This is a genomic window from Sphingobium sp. KKT206 (genome assembly GCF_055640555.1).
Genome location: NZ_CM145764.1, coordinates 1,069,329 through 1,082,033, shown reverse-complemented (window position 1 = coordinate 1,082,033; position 12,705 = coordinate 1,069,329). Strand labels below are relative to the sequence as shown.

Here is a 12,705-nt window from a genome sequence, read left to right as displayed (position 1 = left end):
CGATAGGCACATAAAGACATCTTTATATTGCATTGCCATAAGGCCCGCCGCTTGGTAAAGCCCGGCCCATCGTCGCCGCCCGGCTCACGTCAGCGGTGCCAGCCTTTATTTGACTGACGGAGATATGCTCGTGGCCACCGTACCCGCTGCCAAGGCGCAGGATTATGTGATTGCCGATATCGGCCTCGCTGCCTTTGGCCGCAAGGAAATGGATATTGCCGAAACCGAAATGCCGGGCCTGATGGCGCTGCGCGAGGAATTTGGCGCGTCGCAACCGCTTAAGGGCGCGCGCATCACCGGATCGCTGCACATGACGATCCAGACCGCCGTGCTGATCGAAACGCTGACCGCGCTGGGCGCGGAAGTGCGCTGGGCGACCTGCAACATCTATTCGACGCAGGACCATGCCGCCGCCGCGATCGCCGCGTCGGGCGTGCCCGTCTTCGCCATCAAGGGCGAAACGCTGCAGGAATATTGGGACTATGTCGAGCGCATCTTCGACTGGCACAATCATGAGTCCGGCGTCTGCAACATGATCCTGGACGATGGCGGCGACGCCACCATGTTCGCGCTGTGGGGCGCACGTGTCGAAGCCGGTGAAGAATTGTTCACGCCGTCGAACGAGGAAGAAGAAATCTTCTGCGCGGTGCTCAAGCGCGTCCTGGCCGAGCGTCCGGGCTGGCTGACCAAGACTGTCGCCAGCATCAAGGGCGTGTCGGAAGAGACCACCACCGGCGTCCATCGCCTCTATGAGCTGGCCAAGAAGGGCAAGCTGCCCTTCCCCGCGATCAACGTGAACGACAGCGTCACCAAGTCGAAGTTCGACAATCTCTATGGCTGCAAAGAGTCGCTGGTCGACGCGATCCGTCGCGGCACCGACGTCATGCTGGCCGGCAAGGTCGCCTGCGTCGCGGGCTTCGGCGATGTCGGCAAGGGCTCGGCCGCTTCGCTCCGCAATGGCGGCGCGCGCGTTCTGGTGACCGAAGTCGATCCGATCTGCGCGTTGCAAGCGGCGATGGAAGGCTATGAAGTCGTGACGATGGAAGAAGCCGCGCCCCGCGCCGACATCTTCGTCACCGCGACCGGCAACGAAGCCGTCCTGACCGTCGATCATATGCGCGCCATGAAGAATATGGCGATCGTATCCAACATCGGCCATTTCGACAGCGAGATCGAGATTGCGGGCCTCGCCAACATGAAATGGACCGAGATCAAGCCGCAGGTCGACGAAGTCGAATTCCCCGATGGCAAGAAGATCATCGTCCTGTCGAAGGGGCGCCTCGTTAACCTGGGCAACGCCACCGGTCATCCGAGCTTCGTGATGTCGGCCAGCTTCACCAACCAGACGCTGGCGCAGATCGAGCTTTGGACCAAGAGCGAGCAGTACGGCAACGACGTCTATGTCCTGCCCAAGCATCTGGACGAGAAGGTCGCCGAACTGCATCTGGAAAAGCTGGGCGTGAAGCTCACCAAGCTGAGCCAGCGCCAGGCCGACTATATCGGCGTGCCGGTCGAAGGCCCCTACAAGCCTGACCACTACCGCTACTGATAATTGGCGATCCTCCCCTTGTAGGGGAGGTGGCTGGCCATAGGCCAGACGGAGGGGTGTTGCCCTATCGATAGGGTGACACCCCTCCGTCAGCACTTCGTGCTGCCACCTCCCCCGCAGGGGGAGGATTTCGTTTGATTTGCTTTATCAAGCCCTGCCGTCATTCTATTATCAATTCTTTGCATCCCCGCTTCCCGCTGCGCCCGACTTGCGATAGTCGGGGCGTAATTATGTACAGGGACAGGCAGGTTCGGCGAAAGGAAGAGATGGCGTCATGATGACGCTCAGTCCCCTTGCCGCCATCATATTGGGTGTCGTGCTGGCCTTATGGTTGGCAGCGGCCGTCTGGGCGCTTGCCAGCGGACAGCGGATGCGGCGCGAGGGCATGCAGGCGCAGGGCAAGTTCGACCGGCTTGCGACATTGCTGGCGTCCGCCCCCGCCGCGCCGGTCATCATTCACCCCGACGGACGGATGGAAGCCGCCGATCGCCTCGCCAAATGGCTGGGCAAGCCGCGCGTGCCGAACTTCGCCTCCGAACTGACGGCTGCCGACGGCGGGCTGGAGCCTGAGGACGCAGCCGCACTGGCGGGTGAGATCGCGTCGGCGCAGCGTGCGGGCAAGAGCTTCGCGTTGCCGGTGCGCGGCGTGGGCTCCTCGCGATTGTTGCTGATACGCGGCGCCCCCGCCGGGCCGGAACTGGCATCCAATGGCGGCGTGGTGCTGTGGATATTCGACGCGACCGACAGCCAGGCAGAAATTCGCTCGCTGCAAAGCAAGGTCGAACAATTGAGCGATGCGCTCGAAGCGCTGGCGGGCCTGGTCGAGGCCGCGCCCTTCCCGATGTGGCATCGGACCCCGGATCTGCGCCTCAGCCTCGTCAACAGCGCTTATGTCGCTGCCGTCGATGGTGGTAGCGCCCATGACGTCATCGCCCAGGGCATCGAACTGGTCGAGCCGGTAGCTGGCCTCTCCGCGCAGGCCGCCGCCGCCGATGCCGTCGCGCAGGACGAGCCGATTGCGCGGATGGTGCCCGCCACGATCGATGGCGAACGGCGGACGATGCGCGTGGTTGACGTGCCGCTCGGCGTGGCCGGGGTCGCGGGCTATGCGGTGGACCAGCATGAACTGGAACAGGCGCGGGTCGAGCATCGACGGTTGGAGGCGGCACAGCGCGACTTGCTTGATCGGCTGTCGGCCGGTGTGGCCCGCTTCGGGCCTGACCGGGCGCTGCGCTTCTGGAACCAGCCCTTCATCAGCCTGTTCGCGCTGCATCAGGAGCAACTGGCCGACTCGCCCTTGTTCGAGCGGGTATTGGACCAGATGCGCGACGCGCGGCGCATTCCCGAACATCGCGATTTCCCGGCCTGGCGCGCGGAGCGGCGCGACTGGTTTCTGTCGCCTGATCCGCGCGAGGAAAATTGGCTGTTGCAGGACGGCACCCATTTGCGCGTCTATGCCCAGCCCTTGCCCGATGGCGGCCTGCTGCTGATCTTCGAGGATCGCACCGAGCAGGTGCAATTGTCGAGCGCGCGCGACACGTTGCTGCGGGTGCGGACGGCGACGTTCGACAATCTGTTCGAATCGATCGGCGTATTCTCGTCGGATGGGCGGCTGCAGATGTGGAACAGCCGGTTCCGCAGCATCTGGGGCGCGACCGAGGAAATGCTGGCCAAGCATCCCCGCATCGACGACCTGATGCGCGACGTGCAGGCGCGGCTCGCCAAGCCGCAACAGGCTAATCTGGTCCGCGAACTGGTCCGCGCCGCCACGATCGAGCGCAAGCAGCGCGCGGGCCATGTCGGTTTTGCTGATGGGCGCATCTTCGAATTTGCCGCCATTCCGCTGCCCGACGGCAATGCGCTCTTCACCATGCTCGACGTGACCGACAGTCGCCGGGTCGAACAGGTGCTGCGTGACCGTAACGAAGCGCTGGAGCAAGCGGACCAGATCAAGACCGCCTTCGTCACCAATATGAGCTATGAACTGCGCACTCCGCTGACCACCATCGCTGGCTTTGCCGAGATGATGAGCGTGGGCTATGCGGGCGAACTCAGCCCGTCGGCCAAGGACTATGTCGATGGCATTCTCCAGAGCACTGGCCGCCTGGCGATGCTGATCGATAATGTGCTGGACCTGACACAGGGCGAAGCAGGCACCTTGCCGATCGAACGAGCGACCGTCGATCTGGCGACGGTGGCGCGGGAAAGCGCCGCACGGCTCAGCAGCGACGCCAAGGCCAAGGGTATCGACCTCGCCGTTTCGCTGGAAAACAGCCTGGGCGTGGTCCAGGGCGATGCCCGGCGCATCGGCCAGGCGATCGACCATCTGCTCGACAATGCACTGGCCCATTGTGGCAAGGGTGCGCGGGTGCTGCTCCACGGTGACGGCGGGGCGGACAAGGCGCGGATCGTGATTTCCGACAATGGTCCCGGCATCCCCACTGCGCAGCAGGATGCGATTTTCGATCCGACAGCGCGCGCGGGGCAGGCGCGGGCCGGGGGACGCGCGGGCATTGGCTTGCCGCTCGCCCGGCAGTTGGCGCAGGCGCATGGTGGCACGTTGCAACTGGTATCGGAGGCTGGGCAGGGGACCATGATCGTGATCGAATTGCCGCGTGGTTGACCGCGCCGTCCATCTGGCTGACGAAGCGGCGATGCTCGACCTTGGCCAGCGCCTTGCCGTGCAGGCGCGTATCGGAGACGTGATCGCGCTCTATGGCGGATTGGGCGCGGGCAAGACGACGCTGGCGCGCGGAATCCTCGAAGCGCTGGGGCTGGAAGGCGAGGCACCAAGTCCGAGCTTCGCGATCGTCCAGCCCTATGACGTGCCCGAAGTCCGCCTGCCGGTCGCCCATGTTGATCTTTACCGGCTGGATGACGCGCGCGAGGCCGAGGAACTGGCGTTGGGCGATTATCTCATGGACAGCCTGTTGATCATCGAATGGCCTGACCGGCTGGGCGATGCGCTGTGGCCGCATGCGCTGCGATTGACCATTGCGTTCGACCCGGATGGCGGACGGCGCTTGACAGCGGACGTGCCGGACGCTTGGACGGAGCGATGGTCACAGCTATGATCCCGCCCGCCGCCGCGCCCGCTTTCCTCGCCCGCGCGGGGTGGGGCGACGCCGCCATCGTTCCGCTCGCAGGGGACGCCTCCTTCCGCCGCTACTTCCGCGTCATCGACGATAGCCGCCGCGCGGTTTTGATGGACGCGCCGCCGCCACACGAAGATCCCCGCCCGTTCATCGCCATCGCTGAACATCTGCTGACCGACGGATTTGCCGCGCCCCGCATATTGGCGCGCGATCTGGACGACGGGCTGGTGCTGATCGAGGATTTCGGCGACCTGCGGGTCAAGGAGCATCTCGACGCCCGGCCCGGTGAGGAAATGGCCGTTTATGCCCGCGCGATCGACCTGCTCGCCGACCTGCACCGCCTGCCTGCCGCGCCCGTGCCTGCCTATGACCGCGCCGTCTATCAGCGTGAGGTCGGATTGCTGACGGAATGGTATTGCCCGGCGATCGGCCTCGCGGTCGATCAGGACGCTTATGTCGCAGCCTGGGATGCCGTGCTGCCGCTGGTCGAGCAATCGGCCAGCCCGACCGTCACGGTGCTGCGCGACTATCATGCCGAAAATATCATGCTGATCGACCGGGCGACGTCCCACGGCCTTGGCCTGCTCGATTTTCAGGACGCGCTCGCCGGGCATCCCGCTTATGATCTCGTATCGCTGTTGCAGGATGCGCGGCGCGATGTGCCGCTTGCTGTCGAGGCCGCGATGCTGGCGCATTATAAAGCCGTGGCGAACCCGCCCGCCGATTTCGATGCGGCCTATGCGGTGCTGGGCGCGCAGCGCAATGCCAAGATCATCGGCATCTTCACCCGCCTGTGGCAGCGGGACGGCAAGCCGCGCTACCTCTCCTATCTGCCGCGCATGTGGGGCCTGCTGGAGCGCGACCTCGCGCATCCCGCGCTGGCCCCGGTGGCGGACTGGTTCGCCGCCAACATCCCGACCGACAAGCGCCATGAGGCGCTCACGGAGTTTGCGGCGGTATGATCGACACGGCGATGCTGATGGCGGCGGGCCTTGGCAAGCGGATGCGCCCGCTCACCGCGACCCGGCCCAAGCCGCTGGTCAAGGTGGCGGGCCAGCCGCTGATGGATCATGCGCTCGATCGGCTGGAAGCAGGCGGCATCCGCAAGGTCGTGGTGAACGTCCATTATCTCGCCGACACGGTCGAGGCGCATCTGCGCGCGCGCAAGGGCGGTGCGGAGTTTCTGATCTCGGACGAACGCGCCAAGTTGCTGGAGACCGGCGGTGGGCTGGTCCACGCCAAGCCGCTGCTGGGCGACACGCCCTTCGTCTGCGCCAATAGCGACAATCTGTGGATCGACGGGCCGCAGGATACGCTGGCGCTGATGCAGCGCCATTGGGATGCCGATCGGATGGACGCGCTGCTGTTGCTGGTGCCGCTGGCGCGGGCGAACTGCCATAGCGGGCCGGGCGATTTCCATATGGATGCCAATGGGCGGCTGACCCGGCGCAAGAGCGCGCATGTCGCGCCCTTCGTCTTCACCGGCGTACAGATCCTATCCCCGTCGCTGCTGGTCGATCCGCCTGCCGACGTCTTTTCCACGAACATCTTCTGGTCCCGTGCGATCGCGGCCGGGCGGCTCTATGGCGTGTCGCACCAGGGTCTATGGTTCGACGTCGGCACGCCGCAGGCCATTCCGGTGGTCGAAGCCATGCTCGCCCATGGGTGATCGCGGACAACCCGCACTCTTCACGATCCCCGCGCATCGCGCCTTTGCCGACGCACTGGTCGCGGGCATCATGGCGCGGCAGGGGCGCGATCCGCTGGCGCTGTCGCGGGGCATGATCCTGTTACCTAGCAATCGCGGCGTCCGGGCAGTGGCCGACGCTTTTGTTCGCGCGTCGGGCGGTGGATTGCTGCTCCCCCGGCTCATTCCGATCGGCGACCCGGACATAGGGGAGCAGGTCGGTGGGGCGCTCGATCCATTGGGCGAGGATGATCCGATTGCGCCCGCGATCGCGCCGATGCAGCGGCAGATGATCCTAGCCCGTCTGGTGCAGCAGGCACAGCCCGGCATCGATGCCGGACAGGCGCTGAAACTGGGGCAGGCACTGGGACAGGTGCTGGACCAGATGCAGGTCGAACGGCTGACCCCTGACGCGCTGCGTAAGCTCAGCCTTTCGGACGAACTCTCCGGTCATTGGCAAAAGTCTTTAACCCTGTTCGAGATTATCATTGCGCGTTGGCCGGCCGAACTGGCGCGGCTTGGCTGCATCGATCTGGTCGATCGGCGCAATCGCCTGTTCGATCGGCTGGCCAAACGCTGGGCCAACGCGCCGCCCTCTGGCTTCGTCGTGGCGGCGGGTATTTCAACCACGGCCCCTGCCGTTGCAGGACTGCTGCGTCGGATCGGCGAGATGCCCGGCGGCATGGTGGTGTTCGCCGGACTGGACCAGCATATGGACGATGCCGCCTGGCAAGCGATCGGCCCGTTCGATCCCGACCCGGTGACGGGCCGCGCGCCTGCAGGGCATGAGAGCCATCCCCAATATGCGCTCAAGCGCCTGCTCCATGCCATGAGCGCGACGCGCGACGATGTGGCGCAATGGCGCTGGGGCAGCGAGCATGATGCGCGAGCGGTGCGCGGGCGCAATATTTCCAACGCGATGCTGCCGCCAAAGCTCACCAGCGGCTGGCGCGACCTCAAAACCGCCGACCGCTCGCTCGCGGGTGTCGAGGCGCTGGATGTCGCGACGCCGGGCGAGGAGGCGCAGGCCATCGCCATCGCCCTACGCGAGGCATTGGAAACGCCGGGCCGCACCGCCGCTCTGGTCACGCCCGACCGGCAATTGGCGACGCGCGTGTCCGCGCATCTGCGCCGCTGGGGGATAGAGGCGGACGATTCGGCAGGCCTGCCGCTTTCGCGCCTGCCGCCCGGCACGCTGCTGATCGCGATGGCGCAGGCGGTGGCGGAACGCTTTGCGCCGGTTGCGCTGCTGACGCTGCTCAAACATCCGCTGGTGATGCGCGGGACGGGGCGGTTGGCCTGGCTGGAGGGCGTGCGCGGCCTTGACCTGCTGCTGCGTGGCCCCCGCCCGCAGGCCGGGCTGATCGGCATCGACCAAACATTGCGCCCGCGCGAGGATGAGGACCGGCAGGGCACCCTGCGCGCACAGGTGCGCGACTGGTGGCCGCAGGCGCGCGCGCTGCTCGAACCGCTGGAGCGCGCTTTTCTCGCAACGCCTGACCTGTCGGGCCAGCTTGCCGCCATCAGCGAGCAGGCGGGCGCGCTGACGGGCGACGCGATCTGGGCCGGGCACCAGGGGCAGGCCGCCGCCGATCTCTTCGCCGAGATGGAGGCCGCCGCGCCCGAAGGCCCGCGTCAGGCCGACATGCGCGCGCTGCCGGTATTGCTCGATCACATGCTGGGCGGCGTGTCGGTGCGTCCGCCCCAGGGTGGTCATCCGCGCATCGCCATCCTGGGTCTGATCGAAGCGCGGCTGCAACAGGCCGACCTCATGGTGCTGGGTGGCCTCAACGAAGGCACCTGGCCCGGCCTGCCCGCGCCCGACCCGTGGCTAGCGCCACGAATCCGCCGTGAATTGGGCCTGCCGGGGCTGGAAACCCGCATTGGCCTTGCCGCGCATGATTTCGCCAGTGCGCTGGGCGCCCCCCACGTCCTTATCACCCGCGCCCGGCGCGGCGGCGGCGGCCCGGCGGTCGCCTCGCGCTTCTGGCTGCGGTTGAAGGCCATGTCCGGCCCGCAATGGAAAGGCGCCGGCCGCTACGCCGCGCTGGCGCAGGCGATTGACCGGCCCGATGGCCATCACCCGGCTTCGCGGCCCGCGCCGGTTCCGCCTTTGTCCGTGCGGCCAAGGCTGATCCCGGTCACCGACGTCGATCGGCTCAAGGCCGACCCCTATGCTTTCTACGCCCGGCGCATTCTTCGCCTCGTCCGGCTCGACCCGGTTGACGCCGATGCGGGTCCGGCCTGGCGCGGGACGGCGGTGCATGAAATCCTCCAGCATTGGGCGGAGGCTGGCACGCTCGACCCCGCTGACCTGGAAGCCCGCGCGCAGGCGATGTTCGACCGGCCCGAAGTCCATCCCTTGCTCAAAGCCCTGTGGCAACCGCGCCTGATGGAAGCGATCCGCTGGATCGCGACGGAGGTCGCCAAGGACAAGGCGGCGGGGCGGACCATATTGGCGGTCGAGCGCGAAGGTCGGGCGGAGGTCGCCGAGGTCACGTTGATGGGGAAGGCCGACCGGATCGACCGACTGTCAGACGGCACGCTCGGCGTCATCGACTATAAGACCGGCAAGCCGCCCAGCGCCAAGATGGTTAATGCGGGCTATTCGCTGCAACTCGGCCTGCTGGGCGTCATCGCCGAAATGGGCGGTTTTGCGGGGCTGGGCGATCAACCGCGCGCAGCCGACTTCGAATATTGGTCGCTCGCCAAGAAGGGCGATCAGTTCGGCTATCGCGAAAGCCCGGTCGATTCGACAGGCAGCCGTGGCAAGATCGTCACGTCGAGCTTCACCGCCCACGCCCATGAGCAATTCAGTGGATTGGTCGAGGCCTATCTGCTTGGCACCGTGCCCTTTACCGCGCAACTCAACCCCGAAGTCGCCAATTATGGCGATTATGACCAGCTTATGCGGCTGGAGGAATGGTATGGCCGCGACGATGGCTAAGGCGCGCCCGCTCCAGAAACTCCTCGGCAATCAGGCGCAGGCCGCCGCGCCGGACGCTCATGTCTGGCTGTCCGCGTCGGCCGGCACGGGCAAGACCCATGTGCTGACCGCGCGCGTATTCCGCCTGCTGCTGCAGGGGGTGCGCCCGGAAAATATCCTGTGCCTGACCTTCACCAAGGCAGGTGCGGCGGAAATGGCCGACCGCATCCACGACCGGCTCGCCGCCTGGGTGCAGATGGATGACAAGGGGTTGTTCGCCGATCTTGAGGCTTTGGGTGAAGAGTCCGGCCCCGATGCCCGCGAACGCGCCCGCCGCCTGTTCGCCGAAGTGCTGGAATCAACGGGTGGTGGCTTGCGCATCCAGACCATCCATGGCTTTTGCCAGCAATTGCTGACCGCCTTCCCGCTGGAGGCGGACCTGGTGCCGGGCTTCCACCCACTCGACCAGCGCGAACAGAGCGCACTGGCGCGGCAGACCTTGGCCGACATGGCGGTGCGGGCGCAGGAGCAGGGCGATGGCGCACTGATCGGCGCGCTCCAGGCGATCAGCCTGCGGCTGGGCGAGGGTGGGGCGGAGCATTTCCTGCTGCGCTGCGCCGCGCGCGGTGATGCGCTGGCGGCGCTGCCCGATCCGATCGCGCCCTGGCTGGCGGGTCAGTTTGATCTGCCGAAAGGTGATATTGATCAATGGCTTGCTGACCAATGTTCCGATGATGTCTTTGACATGCGGACCTTGTCTGCGCTGGTCGCCGCCAATGTCGCCTGGGGCAGGGGGCGGGGGCTGGAACGCTGTGACCGGATCGCTGTCTGGCGCGCTGCCGATCCCGCCACGCGCGCGGCGACCCTGGCCGATCTGCACCGCGCCTGGGCGAAAACCGATGGCGATCTGATCGAGGCCAAGGGCTGGGTGCCGCCGGACGATGGCTATGGTGCCTTGTCCTCGCGCCTGCATACGCGCTGCGCCGAACTGCTCGCGACCAAGGCTCGCGCCGATTATGCCGCGCTGCTGGCGCAGGGGCTTCATGCTGGGCGCGCCTATGCCATGGCCTATGCCGAGGGTAAGCGGCTGGCAGGGGCCGTCGATTTCGAGGATCTGATTGCCCGCGCTGCCCGCCTGTTGGAACAGGACGGTATTGCCGAATGGATCCGCTACAAACTGGACCAGCGGATCGACCATATATTGGTGGACGAGGCGCAGGACACCAACGCCGCGCAATGGCGCATCGTTCGCACATTGGCCGAAGAGTTTTTCGCAACCGAATGGGAAGCGGGCGAAAAGATCCGCACGATTTTCACGGTTGGCGATTTCAAGCAGGCGATCTTCGGCTTTCAGGGGACCAGCCCCGCCAATTTCGCCGCTGCGCAAATTCTGTTCCAGCGCGATGCCGACCAGTCCGGCCACCGGCTCCACGATCTGTCGCTGGACCATAGTTTCCGCTCCACCCCGGCGGTGCTGGACGTGGTGGACCGCACCATCGCGACCCTCGATGCAGGGCGGCTGGGGCTGGAACCCGGCGATGTGCGCCATATCAGCGCCAATCTCCACCCCGGCGAAGTGCAATTGTGGAAGCCGGTGATCGCGGGCTTATCTGACGATGCCGAGGGTGAGGAAAATTGGGCCGCCGATCAGGAGCGCAAGCTGGCCGAAAATATCGCGCGCCAGATCAAGAGCTGGATCGATGACGGGCTGATGCTCGAAAGCCGGGGCCGCCCGGTGCGCGCGGGTGACATCATGATCCTGGTGCGTCGCCGCAATGAATTGGCCCGGCTGATCGTCGCCCGCCTCTATGAGGAAAATGTCGCGGTTGCGGGGATCGATCGGCTGCGGCTCAATGCGCCGCTTGCCGTACGCGACCTGCTCGCCGCGCTGCGCTTTGCGGTACAGCCGGAGGATGATCTGAACCTCGCTGCGCTGCTGGTATCGCCCTTGATCGGTTGGACCCAAGACGATCTCATGACCCGGCTGATCGGGCGACGCGGCGGATTGTGGCGGCACCTCACCCGCTCGCTGGACGATGGCCTGCTTCAACCCTTGCGCGACCTGCTGGCGGTGGCGGATTTTTCGACCCCCTATCGCTATCTCGAAGCGATCCTGTCCGGGCCGATGGATGGCCGCCGTCGCCTGATCGACAGGCTGGGCACCGAAGCGGCGGACCCGATCGAGGAATTGTTGAACGCCGCTCTGGGGTTCGAGCAGGACGATCACCCCTCGCTCCAGCGGTTCATCGACTGGTTCGACCGGGGCGAGGTCGACATCGTGCGCGATGCCGCCGCCCAGGGAGATAATCTCCGGCTGTTGACCGTGCATGGGGCCAAGGGCTTGCAGGCCCCCATCGTCATTCTCGCCGATGCCTGTCTCGATCCCGATGCGGGCAACCGGATGGATGGACTGGAATGGAACGGCCTGCCGATCCTGCCGCCGCGCAAGCCCGAACGGCAGGGACCGATCGGTGACCTCGCGGAAGAAGCGGCGCGGGTCGAGCGGCAGGAGCATTGGCGGCTGCTCTATGTCGCGCTGACGCGGGCCGAGGAACGGCTGGTTGTTGCCGGATCGCTTGGCCCGGCGGCCAAGGAGCAGGTGAAGCCTGAAAGCTGGTATGGCGCGGTCGAGGCAGCGATGGAATCGCTTGGCGCACCGTGGGAAGACGATCCGATCTGGGGGCAACTTCGCCGCTGGCGGGGGACGGAAAGCCTGCCGAGCGCGAAGGCCGATATCGACGTAGCAGAGGCGCGCGACAGCGTCGCGGAACCAACATGGTTGCGCCAGCCAGCGCCAGTCGAAGCGCGCCCGCCGCGTCCGCTCGCACCATCGGCAGCGGTGGAGGATGACCAGCCCTATCCGCCACCGACCTTGGCGATGCGTGCGGCGGCTGATCGCGGACGCTGGCTTCATGCCCTGTTCGAGCGGTTGCCCGCCGTGCCGGTCGATCGCCGCCGAGATGCGGCCGACCGCTGGCTGGCTCAGCAGGGGGCGGACGACGTAGCGCTGCGCCAGGAGGTAATCGACCAGGCCTTGCGCGTCATCAATGCACCCGATTTCGCCGGACTGTTCAGTCCTGATGCGCTGGCCGAAGCGCCGATCGCGGCGGTGGTGGGCGAAGCCGTAATTGCAGGCACGGTCGATCGGCTGTGCGTCGGCGCGGATCGTGTTCAGATCGTCGATTTCAAGACCGGGCGGGTTGCGCCGCTGACGCTGGCCGAAGTGCCGATCGCCCATATCCGCCAGATGGCGGCCTATGTCGCGGCGCTGCAGGTCATCTTCCCCGACCGGACGATCGAGGCGGGGCTGCTCTATACCAGCGCGCCGCGTCTCATCACCCTGCCACCCACCCTGCTCGCCGCACACAAGCCCGGCTTTGTGCCTGCGCAGGAGAATTTGCCGCTCCCGCCCGTTGAGCCGGGCGAGCAGGCGTCCTAGATAGCCAAG

At 66.2% G+C, this 12,705-nt stretch carries 7 protein-coding genes; all 7 read left to right on the top strand.

The features are described from left to right. The first annotated feature begins 130 nt into the window (after positions 1-130). The 7 genes from ahcY (at position 131) to addA (ending at position 12,696) form a co-directional block, all read left to right on the top strand. A complete protein-coding gene (gene ahcY, locus ACZ2HM_RS05060; protein ID WP_310223926.1) occupies positions 131-1,549 on the top strand; it encodes an adenosylhomocysteinase in 1,419 nt (472 codons plus the stop codon). A 277-nt stretch (positions 1,550-1,826) separates the two neighbouring features. After that, positions 1,827-4,172: a sensor histidine kinase gene (locus tag ACZ2HM_RS05055; RefSeq protein WP_470426799.1), complete on the top strand. Its 2,346-nt coding sequence runs from the start codon at positions 1,827-1,829 to the stop codon at positions 4,170-4,172. A 31-nt stretch (positions 4,173-4,203) separates the two neighbouring features. Continuing rightward, positions 4,204-4,623, top strand: coding sequence for a tRNA (adenosine(37)-N6)-threonylcarbamoyltransferase complex ATPase subunit type 1 TsaE (tsaE, locus tag ACZ2HM_RS05050; RefSeq protein ID WP_470426798.1), 420 nt, complete (start codon positions 4,204-4,206; stop codon positions 4,621-4,623). Next, positions 4,620-5,606 carry an aminoglycoside phosphotransferase family protein gene (locus ACZ2HM_RS05045; RefSeq protein WP_470426797.1) on the top strand — a complete coding sequence of 329 codons (987 nt, stop codon included), beginning with the start codon at positions 4,620-4,622 and terminating at the stop codon, positions 5,604-5,606. Before tsaE ends, ACZ2HM_RS05045 begins: the two co-directional genes overlap by 4 nt. Beyond that, complete coding sequence (locus ACZ2HM_RS05040) at positions 5,603-6,313, top strand: nucleotidyltransferase family protein (protein WP_470426404.1); 711 nt, start codon at positions 5,603-5,605, stop codon at positions 6,311-6,313. The genes ACZ2HM_RS05045 and ACZ2HM_RS05040 overlap by 4 nt, the downstream gene beginning before the upstream one ends. Then, on the top strand, positions 6,306-9,278 hold the full coding sequence (gene addB, locus ACZ2HM_RS05035) for a double-strand break repair protein AddB (RefSeq protein WP_470426403.1): 2,973 nt from the start codon (positions 6,306-6,308) through the stop codon (positions 9,276-9,278). The genes ACZ2HM_RS05040 and addB overlap by 8 nt, the downstream gene beginning before the upstream one ends. Then, positions 9,259-12,696, top strand: a complete 3,438-nt coding sequence (gene addA, locus ACZ2HM_RS05030) for a double-strand break repair helicase AddA (protein ID WP_470426402.1) — start codon at positions 9,259-9,261, stop codon at positions 12,694-12,696. The genes addB and addA overlap by 20 nt, the downstream gene beginning before the upstream one ends. Positions 12,697-12,705 lie beyond the last annotated feature (9 nt).

Bases quoted from the DNA above. Each gene is read 5' to 3' on its own strand.
- ACZ2HM_RS05055 (WP_470426799.1), top strand. From the start codon at position 1,827: ATGACGCTCAGTCCCCTTGCCGCCATCATATTGGGTGTCGTGCTGGCC.
- tsaE (WP_470426798.1), top strand. From the start codon at position 4,204: ATGCTCGACCTTGGCCAGCGCCTTGCCGTGCAGGCGCGTATCGGAGAC.
- ACZ2HM_RS05045 (WP_470426797.1), top strand. From the start codon at position 4,620: ATGATCCCGCCCGCCGCCGCGCCCGCTTTCCTCGCCCGCGCGGGGTGG.
- ACZ2HM_RS05040 (WP_470426404.1), top strand. From the start codon at position 5,603: ATGATCGACACGGCGATGCTGATGGCGGCGGGCCTTGGCAAGCGGATG.
- addB (WP_470426403.1), top strand. From the start codon at position 6,306: ATGGGTGATCGCGGACAACCCGCACTCTTCACGATCCCCGCGCATCGC.
- addA (WP_470426402.1), top strand. From the start codon at position 9,259: ATGGCCGCGACGATGGCTAAGGCGCGCCCGCTCCAGAAACTCCTCGGC.